The organism is Kitasatospora sp. NPDC041917, assembly GCF_055589745.1.
Map to the genome: position 1 here is coordinate 86,473 of NZ_JBVJBI010000003.1, position 16,633 is coordinate 103,105.

The 16,633-nt window shown below is 73.8% G+C and carries 10 protein-coding genes; 8 read left to right on the forward strand and 2 right to left on the reverse strand.

Features of this window, described 5'->3' with window-relative positions:
* Nucleotides 1-56: 56 nt before the first annotated feature.
* A complete protein-coding gene (locus tag ACZ6EM_RS04185; RefSeq protein ID WP_465771618.1) occupies nucleotides 57-542 on the forward strand; it encodes a ricin-type beta-trefoil lectin domain protein in 486 nt (161 codons plus the stop codon).
* A gap of 94 nt (nucleotides 543-636) precedes the next feature.
* On the opposite strand, the gene ACZ6EM_RS04190 is transcribed toward ACZ6EM_RS04185, so the two are convergent.
* The gene (locus ACZ6EM_RS04190; protein WP_465771619.1) at nucleotides 637-1,311 is read right to left on the reverse strand and encodes a CPCC family cysteine-rich protein; all 675 of its coding nucleotides are present in this window, start codon (nucleotides 1,309-1,311) and stop codon (nucleotides 637-639) included.
* A gap of 225 nt (nucleotides 1,312-1,536) precedes the next feature.
* Between ACZ6EM_RS04190 and ACZ6EM_RS04195 the strand changes: the two genes are divergently transcribed.
* The 4 genes from ACZ6EM_RS04195 to ACZ6EM_RS04210 all read left to right on the forward strand — a co-directional run bounded on the left by ACZ6EM_RS04195 (nucleotide 1,537) and on the right by ACZ6EM_RS04210 (nucleotide 7,136).
* Nucleotides 1,537-3,501 carry an FAD/NAD(P)-binding protein gene (locus tag ACZ6EM_RS04195; protein ID WP_401048402.1) on the forward strand — a complete coding sequence of 655 codons (1,965 nt, stop codon included), beginning with the start codon at nucleotides 1,537-1,539 and terminating at the stop codon, nucleotides 3,499-3,501.
* Nucleotides 3,502-4,728, forward strand: coding sequence for a putative PEP-binding protein (locus tag ACZ6EM_RS04200; protein WP_452177644.1), 1,227 nt, complete (start codon nucleotides 3,502-3,504; stop codon nucleotides 4,726-4,728).
* Nucleotides 4,729-4,925: 197 nt separating this feature from the next.
* Nucleotides 4,926-6,731 carry a CocE/NonD family hydrolase C-terminal non-catalytic domain-containing protein gene (locus ACZ6EM_RS04205; RefSeq protein ID WP_465771620.1) on the forward strand — a complete coding sequence of 602 codons (1,806 nt, stop codon included), beginning with the start codon at nucleotides 4,926-4,928 and terminating at the stop codon, nucleotides 6,729-6,731.
* A 171-nt stretch (nucleotides 6,732-6,902) separates the two neighbouring features.
* Nucleotides 6,903-7,136, forward strand: coding sequence for a helix-turn-helix domain-containing protein (locus tag ACZ6EM_RS04210; RefSeq protein WP_359913507.1), 234 nt, complete (start codon nucleotides 6,903-6,905; stop codon nucleotides 7,134-7,136).
* A gap of 17 nt (nucleotides 7,137-7,153) precedes the next feature.
* Here ACZ6EM_RS04210 and ACZ6EM_RS04215 read toward each other — a convergent pair whose 3' ends face one another.
* Nucleotides 7,154-10,465, reverse strand: coding sequence for an EAL domain-containing protein (locus ACZ6EM_RS04215; RefSeq protein WP_465771621.1), 3,312 nt, complete (start codon nucleotides 10,463-10,465; stop codon nucleotides 7,154-7,156).
* A 234-nt stretch (nucleotides 10,466-10,699) separates the two neighbouring features.
* Between ACZ6EM_RS04215 and ACZ6EM_RS04220 the strand changes: the two genes are divergently transcribed.
* The 3 genes from ACZ6EM_RS04220 to ACZ6EM_RS04230 all read left to right on the forward strand — a co-directional run bounded on the left by ACZ6EM_RS04220 (nucleotide 10,700) and on the right by ACZ6EM_RS04230 (nucleotide 16,585).
* Nucleotides 10,700-14,071 (forward strand): amino acid adenylation domain-containing protein, encoded by a 3,372-nt coding sequence (locus tag ACZ6EM_RS04220; RefSeq protein WP_465771622.1) that lies wholly within the window; start codon nucleotides 10,700-10,702, stop codon nucleotides 14,069-14,071.
* Nucleotides 14,068-14,943 carry a leucyl/phenylalanyl-tRNA--protein transferase gene (locus tag ACZ6EM_RS04225; protein WP_465771623.1) on the forward strand — a complete coding sequence of 292 codons (876 nt, stop codon included), beginning with the start codon at nucleotides 14,068-14,070 and terminating at the stop codon, nucleotides 14,941-14,943. Before ACZ6EM_RS04220 ends, ACZ6EM_RS04225 begins: the two co-directional genes overlap by 4 nt.
* A 79-nt stretch (nucleotides 14,944-15,022) precedes the next feature.
* Entirely contained in the window at nucleotides 15,023-16,585 is a 1,563-nt protein-coding gene (locus ACZ6EM_RS04230) for a hypothetical protein (RefSeq protein ID WP_465771624.1), read from the forward strand.
* Nucleotides 16,586-16,633: the final 48 nt, after the last annotated feature.

Sequence of the window (16,633 nt, forward strand, 5' to 3'; positions counted from 1 at the left end):
ACCGGATCCGACCCGGCCGGCCCGTGAACCCCCGACCCCCCGAACCAGGAGCAGCAGTGCGAATCCCCCAGAAGCCCGCCGTCGTCCTCGCGGCCGCCGTCGCCCTCGCCGGCCTCACCGCCCTCGGCGGCGGCCCGGCCACGGCCGCCCCGCGGGACCCGGTCGCCGTGTCCCTGCAGGTGTCGAGCGACGGCACCAACCTCGACGAGTACGAGGGCGGCGAGGTCTGGACCCGGGACGCCCGACTCACGTTCCAGGACTGGGTGATCGGCCAGCTCGACGACGGCAGCTTCCGCATCAAGGGCACCCACTACGACAGGTGCGTCACCGACAACGGCGTCGGGAACCCCGTGACGCTGAAGGGCTGCAACGCGAACGACCCCGCCCAGCGGTGGATCTTCGACATCGGCTCCGAGCGCACCGTCGTCGAGAGCGTCAAGGACCGCCGCACCGGCCTCCAGGCCAACGGTCTGAACCAGCCGGTCACCCTGGAGCCGCTGGACGACAGCCCGGCCCAGGAGTGGACGCCCTACCAGAAGTGACGGAGGGTTCCCCGCCGTGGCCCAGTGCCGAACGGTGCCGAACGGTGCCGAACGGTGCCGAACGGCGTCGGGCCGGGCCACGGCCGCGCCGCCGTCAGTCGTACACGACGGTGAAGTCCCGGCCGAGCGCGGCGTACCGGCCCAACGCGTCACGGAGCGCCTGCGCCGCCCACGGGAGTTCGCGCTCCAGATCCGCCCAGCCGACGAAGCGCAGTTCGGCGGGCATCGCGACCAGGCCGGTGATCGAGTCCCAGAACGCGGCCCAGTTCATGCCGTAGAACGCGGGGAAGCGCAGTTCGCGCTTCAGGACGGTGTGGAGGTCGTTCTCGCCGCGCACGGAGCCGACGTCGACGGTGATGCGGTGGGGCGGGTCCGGCGTCAGGTCCTCGGTGGTGTCCCAGAAGGTCGGGAGCCACCAGCACAGGACCGACCGGTCCTCGGGCCAGGGACGCTGCTCCTCGTCCTGCCAGTCCTCGAAGAGGTCCGCGGCCGGGTCGATCGGGCGCCAGGCGGGGTCGAGCGGCTCGTCGGCCGTCGCCGGCCGGACGAACCGCCGGCCGCGCTGGTCGCAGGCCCCGAACTCCCGGACGTTGCGCTGGGCCTGCAGCAGCGGGACCGAGTTGGCGCCGTCCGGCCTCAGCGGCCACCTGAGCTGCGCCGGGTCGTCCTCCCAGGAGCAGAGCGGGCAGACGACGAACGAACCGGGCCACCCTTCCCGGACATCGAAGACGAGACGGCCGCAGCAGGGGCAGGGTCGGCGAGTGTCCACCCCGGCAGTCTGGCCTGCCGGACCGGTCGACGGCGACCCGGTTTCGGAGCATGCCCATCGGATTTCGTGACAAGTCGTCATGGTCGGCGGATCACCTGTTCTAGGATCCTGGGGCACTTCGGACAGCACGTCGCTCCGTCCGAGCCGCACGTCCTCAGCAGACCACGTGCCCGGCGTTCGGGACAGGAGAGCCGGGTTCCCATCCTTCGATGCGGAGGCTTGACCATGAGTCGAACGGGTACGCGTCCAAGAGTCCTCATAGTCGGGGCGGGCCTGGCCGGCACCGCCACGGCCATCCGGCTGCTCTGCTTCGCGCGCAGACCGCTGGAGATCGTCCTGCTGGAACGACGTTCCGACTACCGCTCGGCGGGCGTCGCCTACCACCGGGACGGCAACCCCTGGGACTACGTGTTCAACATCCAGGCGGGCCGGATGTCGGTGTTCCGCGAGGACGTCCTCGACTTCGTCCGCTGGGCGAACCACGAGGCCGACCGCAGCGGCTGGCCGGAGCCCTGGGCCGGGCTCCGGTTCGTCGAGCAGGGGCCGGCGCCCCGGCGGATCTTCCAGGACTACCTGAGCGACCGGCTGGCCGAGGCGAGGCGCGAAGCCCCTCCCGGTGTCGTGCTCGTCGAAGCGGAGGGCGAGGCGGTCGACCTGGAAGTCCGGCCCACCGGCGCCGACGTGACGATCGAGCAGCCGTCGGGCCGCGGGGGCGGAGCCGACCGGAGCCCGGCGGTGACCGTGCTCCGCGCCGACCAGGTCGTCCTCGCGACCGGCCTCGAACTCCGGGAGCCGGTCTTCGCCTCCGAGGTCCGCACCCACGCCTCCTTCGTGCGCGACCCCTACTCCGCGGCCGGAATCCGCAAGCTCGTCTCGCTCCCGTCCGAGTCGACGGTCGCCATCGTCGGCTCCGTGCTGAGCGCCTACGACTCGGCGGGCCTGCTGCTGCGCCAGGGCCACACCGGGAGGATCCATCTGATCTCCAGGACCGGGACGATGTTCCGGACGTACCCCGGCGGCCACGAGCACGGGGTGCTGCGCCTCCCCTGTCCGAAGACGCTGCTGGAGCCGTACCGGAACCGTGAGGAGTTCCTCGTCCGGATCCGGGCCGAGTGGGACACGGCGTGCTCGACGGTCGTCCGGGAGCATCCCGACGTCTCCCCGGTGGTGGTCGCCGAGCGGGTGGTCAAGGCGTGGGAGCCGCACCTCCCCGAGGCCATCGAGCGCATCCCCACCGCGGAACTGCGGGGCCTGCTGGACGAGTTCGGCACTGCGCTGGCCGCGCTGCGGGTCGGGGTGCTGGAGTACACGATGGCGGTCATCGAGCGCGCCCTGCACGCGGCGGACGGGGCGGTGCGGCTGGTCGTCGGCAAGGTGGAGGCGGTCAGGCCGGCGGAGTCGGGGCGGCTGGCCGTGTCGGTCGCCTCCCCGCAGGAGGAGCACACCATCGAGGCCGACCTGGTGGTGTCCAACTTCGGCCGGGAGTCGGACTACAGCAGGGTCGACCGGCCGCTCTGGCGGAACCTCCTGCGGCGGGGGATCGCGGAGCCCCACGCGCGCACCGGGCGCGGCCTGGAGGTCGACGGACGGGGGGTGCTGCTGAGCCCTGGCGGGGTGGCGGGCCCGGTGTCCGCGGTCGGCGCGCTGCGCGAGGGCGACGAGATCGTGCGGAACGGCCGAACCGGTGCGTTCACCTTCAATCTCGCCGCCATCAAGAACCATTCGATCGCGGTAGCCGCGCACGTGATCGAGCAACTGGAAGTGGAAGAGGACGTTTCGGCTCGGATCGCGGAGCGGAGTTCGGCTCGGACTTCGGAGTGGACTTCGGTGGGGAGTCCGGCTCGAAGCACGGCCGAAAGCGTGGCCGGAAAGGCGGCCGGGCACCGCGGGGGTGTCGGCAATCTGGAGGAAGCGGCCCGGGCGGAATTCGAGGACGCTGTGGTACTGGAGGCCAGGAGATTGGCCTCGCGCGGTCGAATTGAACGGAACCTGCTCGATTCCCGACTGGACGCCTGTATCCGGTCCATGGGTGAACGTCCGGCCGCTGCGGTGGATGCCGCCCGGTACGACCGCCTGATGAGGGTGGTCGTCAACCGGGCCGCGGTCGAACGACTCACCGATGTCTCCGTGACACCACGACAACTGCGCCGACAGCTGGGAATGGCGACCGCCGAAGAACAGGAGGAATAGGTGGACGGGCGACGGATTCAGGGATCCCTGCTGACCGGTGGTGCACAGAGCGAAGTGCGGGGCACCTGCAATCGCACGAGACATCCGCTTGAGGGATCCATCCTCGTCGCCCCTTCCCTCGACGCCGGCCTGTACGAGGCGATCGTGGCGGCGCGCGCGGTGGTCTGCGGTTCGGGCGGGCTGACCGGCCACATGCAGTCGCTCTGCCGGGGCAGGGGAATTCCCGTGCTCCGCGTCGACGAGGCGGACCTCGACGACCTGGTCGGCGAGGCGGTGCTGGACCTCGACGGCGAGTCGATCGTCGTCGAGTCCGGCGCGGGCGCCGGGACCGACGCGGACGCCGGGGCCGGGGCCCCCTCGCCGGCCGACCTCGGCGCGGCGTGCGCGGTCATCGCGGACCTCCAGGACATCAGCGCGATCAACTCCTGCGGACCGGACGCGAAGCGGGTCGACTGCTTCTTCATCCGGGAGGAGTTCCTCTGCCTGGCGGCGGGCCTGAGTCCGCTCGACTCCCTGGAGGGCGGCCCGGCCGAAGCGGCGGTCTACGGGCGGGCGCTCGCCGACCGGCTGTGCGCCTTCACCGAGGCGCTGCTGCCCGGCCAGCGGCTGATCCTGAGGATGCTCGACCTCCGCTCCGACCACGCCGCCAGCGTCACCGAGCTGGCCCCGGTCGCGGTCGAGCCCAACCCCGAGCTGGGCCTGCACGGCGCACGCTGGCTGCTGGGGTCGACCGCCTACCGGGAGGCGCTGCACGCCATGCTCGGCTCGCTGCGCGAGCGGCTCGGCGACGCCGCGGGCCGGGTGCACCTCTCCGTGCCGTTCCTCAACGACGCGGAGGAGTTCGCCCAGCTCAGGAAGCACCTCGAACTGCCCGCCGAGGTGCCCCTGTCCGCGTTCATCGAGACACCGGCGGCGGTGCACGCCACGGCGGAGATCTGCGCCGCCGGCGCCAGCGAACTGTTCGTCGGGGTGAAGGACCTGGTGCAGTTCTACCTGGCCGCGGACCGCGGCAACCACCTGGTGGCGGAGTCCTACCAGACCCGGCATCCGGCCGTCCTGGACGGGCTGCGCAGGGTGGTGGAGTCGGCCCGCGCCGCGGGGACCCCGGTGAAGGTGTTCGCGCTGGGCACGGACCTCGCCCACTACCTCGCCCACGTGCCCACTCCGGACGGCTACATGATGTGCACCGCCGAACTCCGGCAACTGGTGCTCGACTCGCGACCCTGACCGGGCCGGCGGGCGGGTGGCGGTGAGGGTCGTCGCCCGCCCGCTGTGTGGTCGGGCGCGGATACTACAACTCTATTGTCATCGATAGAAGTTGATCGGGACTCCATCCATTTCAGTGAATCTGACGTTACATCAGTTTCGTTTCACCCGCCGTGATCCAGGATGCGAACAGTATCCGTAACGGAAGGGTGGTTCGCATGACCAGCGTCAGTGGAGAGCCGATCCCGGCGATCACCGAGGCCACGCTCGCCGACGTCGCCGACAACGGACTTCGGGGGCCCGGCACCACCGTCAACCAGGCCGTCATCGACCTCGGCAACGCCCTGCAGGCGGCCGCCCAGGGCGACGGGACGGTGCAGCTCCCGCCGGAACTGGCCGAGTTGGTGGCCAAGGTGCGGCAGATCGCCGACGTCGACGTCACCGGGATCGAGGTGGAGGAGGACATCCGCCTGTCGGCGTTCCGCATCAGGCTGAAGGGCGACGAACCCCGCCCGGTCGTGATCGTGCCGGCCGGCTGGAACCCGCTCGGCTGGCTGCCCTTCGTCTACGGCTACATCAAGCTGGCGCTGCGCGGCTACCACGTCCTGGCCTACACCCCGCGAGGCCTCGGCTATCCGGGCTGGATCTCCACCTCCGGCGGCCGCGTCGACGTCGCCGGCCCCGACGACTGGGCCGACGGGGTGAAGGTGATCACCCACGCGGAGGGCTGGAGCGGCCCGAGCAAGGTCGGCTTCCTCGGCCTGTCCTACGGCTCCGGGATCAGCCAGCTGGTCGCCGCGCACGACCCCGACGAGCGGGTGGCCGCCGTGGTCGCGCTGAGCACCTGGGGCAACCTGGCCACCAGCCTCTACGCCAACGACACCCGGCACGTGAAGGCCGTGGAACTGCTGGTCGGCTTCACCGGCGGGGAGAAGCAGGACAAGTTCGACGCGGAGACCCTGGACATCCTCGACAAGTTCGACCAGAACCGCGACCTCGACGACGTGATCGCCTGGGGCGACGAGCGCTCCCCGGAGACGTACCTCCGCGAGACCAACCGGCGGGGCATCCCGACCTTCGTCTCCAACACCTGGCACGAGACGCTCTTCCCGGCCTCCTCGGTGATCGACGTCTACAACCGGCTGACGGTGCCCAAGCAGCTGAACCTGTGGATCGGCGACCACGGCGCGCCCGAGGGCGCCGGCATGTCCGGCCTGCTGACCCACCTGCCGTTCCCCGGCCTGGCGGATCCCCTTCGGGAGGCCTTCGAGTTCCTGGACCACCACCTGCTGCGCGCCGACAACGAGGCGCCGAACCGCAAGCAGGTGACCAGCCAGGTGATGTTCACCTACAAGACCAAGCCCGTGCTGGGCGGCGGCAACCGGATCACCGAGGCCGCCCGCCGGGAGTCGCGCGACTCATGGGCGGACGTCACGACCGGCGAGGAGACGTGGTACCTCACCGGCGTCAACGGCGACGGTGACGGCGCGCTGGCCGACAAGCAGAACGACGGCTGGTCGCGGAGCTTCACCGCGGGCGTGGAGACCAGGGCGACGGCGGTGGACGGCGTGATGGACACCGGCCAGAAGGAGTGGACGGGCAACCCCCGGAAGTACGTGCTGTCCGAGTTCGAGCGGGAGAACCTGCTGGTCTGGTCGACCGACCCGCTGACCGGGCAGGGTGAGGCGGCCCGCCGGATCCGGGGCGCCGCGCAGGTCCGGCTGACGGTGCGCAGCACCGAGGACGCCGCCACCCTGGTGGCCTACCTGTTCGACGTCGCCCCGGACGGTACGGCGCGGATCGTCACCCACGAGCCGTACACCGTGCGCGGTCTGACCCCCGGGAAGGACACCACCGTCAGCTGGGCGCTCCAACCCGCCGCGTACGACGTGCCGACCGGCCACCGGCTGGCGCTGGTCGTCAACAGCCGTGACCAGCTGTACTCCTACGCCGCGGAGCGCGGCACCGTCACCATCGGCTCGCCGAGCGGCAACGAGTCCCGCCTGGAGCTGCCGCTGGGCTGATCCCCGGAGTCGCCCCCGCGGCCCGTCGCCGGGCGGCGACGGGCCGCGGGGAGGCGAGTGGCGGCGCGGGGACCCCAAGCGGAGGTCAAGGAACCTTGACCTCCGCTTGGGGTCCCCGTCCGCTGATCGCGTGCCAGACTGTGCGCCCCGCAGGCCGATGAGGAGAGTTCGGTGGACCTGGCGCGCCCCCTGATCGAGGACTTCCCCGCCCATCCGGACGGCGACCCGGCCGAGGCCCTGGCCCGCGCCGTCCGTGCCCGCCGCGGCGACCTCGGCCTCACCCTCGGCGACCTCGCCGCCCGGGCGGGCCTCCCGGAGGCCGACGTCCGGGCCGTCGAGGCCGGGCACGCGAGGCCCACGCTGGCGCTGCTCACGGTGCTGTCGCACGCGCTGCGCAAGGAGTAGCGGGGGCGGGCCGCCGCTCAGGCGGGTTCGTAGGAGGTCCGCCGGACCAGGGCGCGGGCCTGCGGGGAGTCCATGGGGTGGGCGAAGAGGTACCCCTGGCCGAGCGGGCAGCCCATGGCGGCGAGCAGGTCGCGCTGGTCGGCGTGCTCGATGCCCTCGGCGATCACCTGGACGCCGAGGGTGTCGGCGATCCGGGTGATGCCCTCGACCAGGGCGTACTGCTGGGGCGAGTGGCCGAGGCCGTCGATGAAGGACTTGTCGATCTTGAGCAGGGAGATCGGGAACTCGCGCAGGTAGGACAGCGAGGAGTAGCCGGTGCCGAAGTCGTCGATGGCGATGCCGACGCCGAGGCCGGACAGGGTGGCCATGTCGGCGTGGATGCGGTCGTCGCGGCGCATCAGCACGGACTCGGTCAGCTCCAGGACCAGGGTGTGCGGGTCGATGCCGGTGGTGGCCAGGGCCCGGCGGACCACGTCCACGAACCCGGCGTCGCGGAACTGCCGGGCCGAGACGTTGACGTTGACCCGCAGCGGCGGCCGGCCGGCGGCGGAGCGGACCTCCGAACTGGCGGCGTGCCAGGCCGCGACCTCCTGGGCGGCGCGCTCCAGCACCCAGGCGCCGAGCGGGACGATCTGGCCGCTCTCCTCGGCCAGGGCGATGAACTCGTCGGGCAGCACCATGCCGCGGCGGTCGTGCGGCCAGCGGACCAGCGCCTCGAAGGCGACCAGGTCCCCCGAGCGCAGGTCGACGATCGGCTGGTAGTACAGCTGGAAGGCCGATTCCGCGATCGCCGAGTCGAGGTGCTCGTTCAGCTCGTGCCGCTCCACCATCCCGGTCTGCAGGGCCGGCCGGTAGTGGCGCCACTGACGGCGGCCGGCCGCCTTGGCGGAGTAGAGCGCGAGGTCGGCGTGGGTGAGCAGCTCGGTCGCGTCCACGCTGTCCTCGGTGGTCGCCACGCCGATGCTGGCCGTCACCCGCACCGCGCCCGACTTGAGCCTGAACGGCTCGGCGAACACCGCCAGCACCCCGGACGCGATGGTGTCCACGTCGGCCGGCCGCCGCGCGTCCTCCACCAGCACCGCGAACTCGTCGCCGCCGAGGCGGGCGGCGGTGTCCGAGGCGCGCAGCGCGGTGGAGATCCGCAGCGAGACCGCGACCAGCAGTTCGTCGCCGATCGCGTGGCCCTGGGTGTCGTTGACCACCTTGAAGTCGTCCAGGTCGATGAACAGCACCCCCGTGACGGCTCCGCTGCGCTCGCCCCGGGAGAGGGCGTGGCCGACCCGGTCCAGGAACAGCACCCGGTTGGCCAGGCCGGTCAGCGAGTCGTGGAAGGCCCGGTGGGTCAGCTCGCGCTCCATCTGCCGCTGCTCGGTCACGTCGCGCAGGGTGAGCACCAGGGCGCCCACGGTCGGGTCCGCGCGCAGGTCGTTGAAGCGGACCTCGGCCTCGATCGGGGTGCGGTCCTGGCGCAGCAGCCGCCAGTGCTCGCGCGGCTGCTCCGCCCGGGGCTGGTCGGCCGTCCCGCGCATCCGGGCCAGCGCCTTGCCGACCTCCCGGCTGTCCTCGGGCGGGACCAGGTCGGTCAGCAGGGTGCCGGCCAGGTTCGGGTGGCCGAGCACCGTCTCGGCGGACGGGGAGGCGTAGCGCACGCCGTCGTCGGCGTCGAGGATCAGGATGACGTCGCTGGCGTTCTGCACCAGGGTGCGGAAGTACAGCTCGCTGTTGCGGCGGATGACCTCCCGGCTCAGCACCAACCGCTCGACCGCGAGGGCCGCCTGCGCGGCGAGGATCTCCAGCGAGCTCCAGAGGCTGGTCAGCTCCTGCTCGGTGCCGGTGACGATGAGCGCGCCGATCAGCGGATCGCCGGAGGGGCGCTCGGCGAGGGTGAGCGGGCAGACCAGGGCGTACGGCATGCCGCCGCCGAGGCGGGTGCGCCGGTCGCCGCCGGGCTTCGCGGCGGGCTTGGCGCCGGGCTTGGCGGAGAGCTTCGCGTCGGCGGACCGCGCGGGGCCGGGCTTGGACGGGCCGGGTTTGGACGGGCCGGGTTTGGACACGCCGGGTTTGGACGCGCCGGGCTTCGTCGAGGTGGGCGGGGCGGCGTCCAGGCCCAGGGCGGCCACGGGCAGCAGCAGGGTCTCCCGGGCGGCGGCGAGTTCCAGCACCTGCTCGGACGGCGCGGCGTCCTGCGGCGCCTGCCGGGCGGAGCCGCTCCCGGCGTGCCGCACGTGCAGCACGCCCTCCTCGGTCACCGCGAGCAGGGCGACGTGTCCGGCCTCGGCCGGCATCAGCGTCGACGCGGCGGACTGGACGGCGTCCGCGACCTCCTCCACCGTGACGGCCGCGGTCAGCCGGGCGCCCGCCTCGCGCAGCGTCCGCTCGCGGGCGACGGCCTGCCGGCGGTCGGAGACGACCACCGCCAGCCGGGCCAGCACCAGCAGGTAGAGCAGCGCGGAGAACGCGCCGATCACGCCCGCGTTGCCGGTGTTGCCGGCCAGCGCCTCGATGATCAGGATCGCCGGGGCGATCAGCGAGGCGAGGGTGAGCAGCACCAGCCGGGCGGTGCTCAGGTCCGGCTGCTGGGTGGGCACCGGCCGGGTCAGCTCGACCATCGACGGGTGCAGCGCCGCCGCGCCCCAGGCGGTGTAGAAGGCGGCCCAGCCGAGTTCGACGGGCGTGCCGATGTGCCAGGTGCCGTGCAGCTGGATCAGCCCGTACAGCACGTCGGAGACCAGGAGGCCGAGCGAGCCGACGGCGAGCAGCTGCAGCGAGCGGGAGTTGCCCCCGCGCGGGGTCAGCAGGCGCAGCAGCAGGGCGAGCACGACCACGTCGCCGAGCGGGTAGGCGATCGAGACGGCCTTCTGGAACCAGTCGAGGTCCGGGTTCCGGGCGTACGGGAGGATCAGGTAGATCCAGGCGAGCAGGGCCAGTCCGATGGTGGGGATGAGGGCGTCGAGCAGCCCGGCGCGGTCCTGACGGGCCGTGCGCCAGCGGATGAAGCCCAGCACGCCGACGGCGTACAGCACGTACTCGGCGAGGTAGAAGCCGTCCGCGACGGACGGGAACGGGTTGGGCAGGTGCAGGATGTCCAGCTGGACGGCCTGGATCACCTCGCCCACGGTGAAGCTGAGGTTGGCGAGTGCCAGCACGTACCAGAAGCGCGCGTGCGCGGGCCGGTTGAGACGGACGCCGACCACGATCGCGGCGACGCCACCGAGGCCGATACCCGTCCACCAGATGATCCGCTGGCTCGGATTCGCGTAGTAGATGCCGGTGAACAGCACCATCCAGAGCAGGTAACAGACCATCAGGCGTTGGCACCGGCGAGTCAACGAGGCTACCTCCTCCGCGACACCACCCCGCCGGTCGGGCGGGGGAGTTCGGGCGAGGACTGGGCGGGCGAGGCGTACGGGCCGGCCCGGGGCGGGACGGGGGTGGGCGCTTTCGCGCAGCAGCGAGGCGTCCGGTGGGGGGTGCGACCGGACGGCCTCGACGGGGCAGGAGTGCGTATAGTCGGAAATGTCGCACTCCCCAGCATTCTGCCGCCACAGCACGAGGTCAAGCCGGTGGACGACGCAGTAGACAGCGCACAGGGCGTACGGACGGATGTGAGCTCCGACCGTCACGCCGTGGTCCGCAACGACAACGGTCAGTATGCGATCTGGCCCGGGGACTTGACCGTCCCGGCCGGCTGGCGGCAGGTCCACGGACCGGCCGGGCGGGCCGACTGCCGGGACCGGGTGGAACGCGAGTGGCGCCCCGCCGAACTGGGCTTCCCCGACGGCGCCCCCGTACGGCGCGCGGCGGCCGGATTCGCCGACACGGTGCACGGACTGTTCCGCGCGCGGGTGGCGCACGACCCGGAGGCGGTCGCCGTCATCGCCGCCGACGCCACGCTGAGCTACTGCGAACTCGACCTGCGCAGCGACCGGTTGGCCGCCGCGCTCCGGGCCCGCGGGGCCGGCCCCGAGCAGGTCGTGCCGGTCTGCCTGGAACGCGGGGCCGGGCTGGTGACCGCCTGGCTGGCCGTGCTCAAGGCCGGCGGGGCCTTCCTGCCACTGGACCCGGCCCACCCGCGGCGACGGCTGGCCGGGCTCGTCGAGGACTGCGGGGCCCGGGTGGTGGTCGCGGACGGCGACGGCTTCCCGGGGACCTCCCGGGTACCCGTGCTCGGGCCGGGGGGCGGCGGCTCCGGCGAGTTCCTGGGAGACGACGGCGCCGTCCCCGACGACCTCGCCTACCTGATCTACACCTCCGGCACGACCGGCCGCCCCAAAGGCGTGCCCGTCACCCACCGTGCGCTGCTGTTCACCCTCGACCGGATCGTCCACGCCTACCGGCTGCGCCCCGGCGAACGCGTCCTGCAACTGGCCGCGCTCGGCTCCGACACCGCGCTGGAGCAGGTGTTCGGCGCCCTGCTCGCGGGCGCGACCGTCGTGCTGGGCGGCGGGGACGCGGGCGGCACCTGGGCGCCCACCGAACTGGCCGGCCGGCTGCCCGGGCTGGGCCTGGCCGTCGCCGACCTCACCCCCGCCTACTGGCACCACCTGCTCGACCTGCTCCCGCCCGGCGGTCCCGGCCCCCGGGAGCTGCGGCTGGTCGTGGTCGGCGGGGACGTCGTGCACGCCGACGACTGCCGCCGCTGCCTGGAACGGCTGCCCGGCGCCCGGCTGCTCAACGCGTACGGGGTCACCGAGGCGGCCGTCACCTCGACGCTCTGCGAGGTCACGGCCGACCTCCTCGGCGGGGGCGCCACCGGCCCGGGCCCGACGGGACCGGGCGGCTCCGCCGCGCCCGTACCGATCGGCCGGCCACTGCCCGGAGTGCGGGTGCACGTGCTCGACGCCCGGCTGCGCCCCGTCCGGCCCGGGGAGAAGGGGCAGATCCACCTCGGCGGGCCCGGCCTCGCCCGCGGCTACTGGCGGCAGGCCGGGCTCACCGCCGAGTCCTTCCTGCCCGACCCGTACGCGCCGCTGCCCGGCGAGCGGATGTACCGCACCGGCGACGCCGGACGGTGGCGGGCCGACGGGCAGCTGGAGATCCTCGGGCGCTTCGACGACCAGCTGAAGGTGCGCGGGCACCGGGTGGACCCGGCCGAGATCGAGGCCGTCCTGGCCGCCCACCCGGACGTTCGGCAGGCCCGGATCGCGGCCGACGGGGAGTCGGCGGACGGCAGCCGCACGCTCACGGCGTACTACACGCTCGCTCCCGGGGCGGCCGGCGGGGCGCGGGGGATCCGGGCGTTCCTGGCCGAGCGGCTGCCGGACTACCTGGTGCCGGCCGACTTCGTGCCGCTGCCGGCGATGCCGCTGACGGCGGCGGGGAAGATCGACCGGCGGCGGCTGCCGCACGCGCCGGTGCGTTCGGCCGGTTCGGGTGGCCCGGCCGGCCCGGCTGATCCGGCCGTTCCGGCCGGAGCGGGTGCGTCCGGTGCGTCCGGTGCGTCCGGTGCGTCCGGGGCGGACGCGGTCGAGGCGGCCGTCGGGCAGCTGTGGGCGGAGCTGCTCGGCGTCGAACACGTCGGCCCGGACGGCGACTTCTTCGCGCTCGGCGGCACCTCGCTGCTCGCGATGGAGATGCTGGCGCGGGCCCGGATCATGTTCGGCATCGACGTCGGGCAGGTGCGGGCGCTCACCCGGGCACTGCTGCGCGAACCCGTCCTGCACGCCTTCGCGGGGGTCCTGCGGGCGGCGCGCACGGAGGGCCCCGCGGGCGCCGAACGGGACGCCGGCGTCGACTGGTTCGCGGAGGCCCGGCTCACCGACGACCTCCGGCAGTCCTGGAGCCCGGCGCCCTCCCGGGCCGAGCCCGCCGAGATCCTGATCACCGGCGCCACCGGCTTCTGCGGCGCCCACCTGCTGCACACGCTGCTCGCCACCACCCGGGCCCGCATCCACTGCCTGGTTCGCGCGCCCGACGAGGAACACGCGCTGGAACGGCTGCGGGCGGCGCAGCAGCGCTTCCTGCGGCACGACCTCGCCGACCGGCGGGTGGTGCCGCTGGTCGGCGACCTCACCCGGCCCGCACTCGGGCTGACGGACCACCGGTTCGACTGGCTGGCCGGGCACCTCGACGCGATCCACCACCTCGGCGGGCAGGTCAACTTCCTCTACCCGTACCACCAGCTGCGCCGCCCCAACGTCGGCGGCACCCGGGAGGTCGTCCGGCTCGCCGGGCACAGCCGGGGCATCCCCGTGCACTACCTCTCCACCCTCGCCGTCCTGGCCGGCTTCGGCGCGGCCGGGGTCCCGAAGGTCACCGAGCGGACCCCGCTCGCCCACCCGGAACGGCTCGGCGTCGGCTACGTCGAGAGCAAGTGGGTCGCCGAACAGCTGCTGCACAACGCGGCCGCCGCCGGCCTGCCGGTCACCGTGCTGCGCACCAACGACGTCACCGGGGACCTCGCGGACGGGGCGATGAACACCGGCACCGAACTGTGCGCGCTGATCGCCTACCTGGCCGACAGCGGTACCTGCCCGGACGTGCAGCTGCTGCTCGACTTCGTCCCCGCCGACCGCTTCTCCCGGGCCGTCGCCCACATCGCCGCCCACGCACCGGCCGCCGGCGAGGTCTACCACCTCACCTCCCCGCGGCCGGGCGTCCTCGCCGACCTCGCCGAGCGGCTGCGGGCGCGCGGCCACCGGATCGCCCCACTGCCGTACGGGGACTGGGTGCGGCGGCTGGTCCGGTTCGCCGCCGGGAACCCGACGCACCCGATCGCACCGTTCGTCCCGCTGTTCGTGGACCGCGCGCCGGGGACGGACCTGTCGATCAGCGAGATGTACTTCCGGCCGACGTTCCCGCTGTTCGAGCGGGTCAACGCGGACGCGGCGCTGGCCGGGAGCGGGATCGAACTGCCTCCGGTGGAGGGCGGGTTGATCGACCACTACCTGGCGGGGCTGGAGCGGGAGGGCTTCCTGCGGGCGGCGTCGCCGTGAGCCGTTCCGAGGGGAGCCTTTCCGACGCGAGCCTCTTCGACGCGCTGGGCGGGCGACTCGGCTCCGGCGAGGGCCCGGTGGCCTTCGGCGGGTCGCTCGGGCCCGGAGAACTGCTGGCGGCGTACCGGCGCGGGCTGTTCCCGCTGCCGGCGGCGGACGTGTACGCGAGCGCGTACAGCGAGGCGCTGTACGGGGACGCCGTCGAGGCGGGCGAGGTGGCGCTGCTGCCGGGCGGGACGGACCCGTACGCGCTGGCCTGGTGGTCGCCCGACCCGAGGCCGGTGATCGTGCCCGACGGCGTCCGGCTCGGGAGGCGGCTGGAGCGGCGGTTGCGCAACCGGTCCTCGTGGTGGACGAGCGCGGACCGGGCCTTCGGGCAGGTGCTGGCGGCGTGCGCCGAGGGGCGTCAACCGGTCTGGCTCACGGAGGAGTTGGCGGCGGCGCTGATGAAGCTGCACGGGCTGGGGGCGGCGCACAGCGGCGAGGTGTGGGAGGGGGAGGAGCTGATCGGCGGCGTGTTCGGGGTGGTGGTCGGCCCGGTGCTGAGCCTGGACTCGATGTTCCACCGCCGTCCGGACGCCGCCCGGGTCGCCGTCGCCGACCTCGGGGCGAGGTTCGGCGCGGCGGGCGGGCGGCTGCTCGACGCGCAGTGGGACGGGCCGCACGTGCGGAGCCTCGGGGCGGAACCGATGGCGCGCTCGCGGTACCTCGCCGAGCTCTCGGGCGAGGGCGAGGGCGAGGACACGGACAGGGGCGCGGGCAGGGGCATGGGCGGGGTCGGTGCGCTGGACGGGTCGCCGCTGCCGGCGGCGCGGCTGGGGCGGGGCCCGGTTCGCCCGGCTGATCCCTCCACTCTGACGAACCTCGGATGACCTGCGGTTAAACCTGATCGGTCCGGCTTTTTTGGCCTGTCTTCGACAAACTTATTCCTCGTCAGTAACATGACGCCGCGTGTTCAAGAGTTCCATAGGCAGGGCCGCCGGCCCCGCCGTCCTCACCCTCGTCCTCGCCGGGGCCGCCGCGTGCGGGCCGACCAGCCCCGGTACCTCCCAGGCCGGTGCCGCACCGGCCGCCGCCACCGTCGCCGACCCGGCCGCGACCGCCGCCGGGGGCAGCCCGGCCGCCGCCCCGCCCGCCGCCGGCACCCCGCGCGCCAAGGCGGGCAGCCCCGCCGCCGGCCGTCCGACCCCGAGCAGAACCACCGTCACCGCCGCACCCGCCGGGGACCACCAGGCCGCGATCGGCAGCCCGGGCAAGGACGGTGGCGCCGTCACGGCGGCGGCGAAGAACCTCCAGCTGACGGCCTACGACCCGGCGGGCGGCACGGCCGTGCTGTCGGCGACGGGGCCGGCCGCCCCGGCATCGGCCCCGGCCACGGCTTCGCCCACGGCTTCGCCCACAGCCTCGGCCACGACCTCGGCCACGACCTCGCCGGGCGCCGTCCCGCCGGCCGCAGTCGCGGCCGCGGCCGTCCAGCCCGGACAGCTGATCGCCAGCCCGCCCACCGCCGCCGCCCCGCAGGGCGCGCTGGTCGCCGTCACCGGCGTCCGGCCCGGCGCGGGCAGCACCATCGCCCTGACCACCCGTCCGGCCACCCTGGCCGAACTCCTCGGCGGCACCGAGGCCGACGGCAACGTCCCCGTCGACCCGCGCGGCATCACCGTGACCCCGTTGGTCAAGGACCTCAAGGCGACCGCCGGCCTGACCGGGAACGGCGTCCAGGCCGACGCCTCCGGCACCCTGGAGGTGAACCTCAGGGCCCCCGTCCCGCTGCCCGACGGCGCGAGCCTCGACGCCTCCGGCTCGCTCCAGCTCCACCCCGCCGTCCACTTCGCCTACCACGGCGCGGCGGCCGGCAGCCCGCGTACCGCCTCGATCGGCTTCGACCTCGGCGCCCACGCCCAGTGGAAGGTCACCGGCGACGCCGCCCGCAGCACCGGCGCGGCCCCCGTCCGGGTGCCCTTCGCCAAGCTGCAGGCCAGCCCGGTGCTGACGGTCGCCGGCCTGCCGGTGGTCGTCAACCTCGGCCTCACCTGCTACCTGGAGGTCAGCGCCGACGGCCAGGTCCACCTGGAGGCGGAACAGGACGCCACCGGCACCTGGGCGGTGCGCGCCGACTACACCGGCGGCAAGGGCTGGACCCCGGCCACCAGCGCCGAGACCAAGGTCACCCCGGTGCACGTGCGGCTCAACGGCAAGGCGGGCGTCCGGGCCGCGCTCGGCGCCGAGATCAGCCTCGGCCTGTACGACACCGTCGGCGTGGAGACCACCGTCGCCCCCTACCTGCGCGCCCAGGCGGAGGGCTCGCTGGTCGCCGACTCCTCCGGCAACCCGCCGCAGGCGCAGGGCAGTTGGTCGCTGGTCGGCGGCGTCGACCTGAACGGCTCGCTGCTCGCCCACCTGAAGGTCTTCGGCACCCCGATCATCGAGGGCAAGCTGCCCCTGCCGCCGTTCCACCGGGAGTGGCCGCTGCTCGCGGGCTCGGCGACACTGCCCGCCCCGCAGCACAGCTGACCCCTCGCCACCTTCCGGGCCCCTCGGCGGAGTTCTCCGACCGGGGGG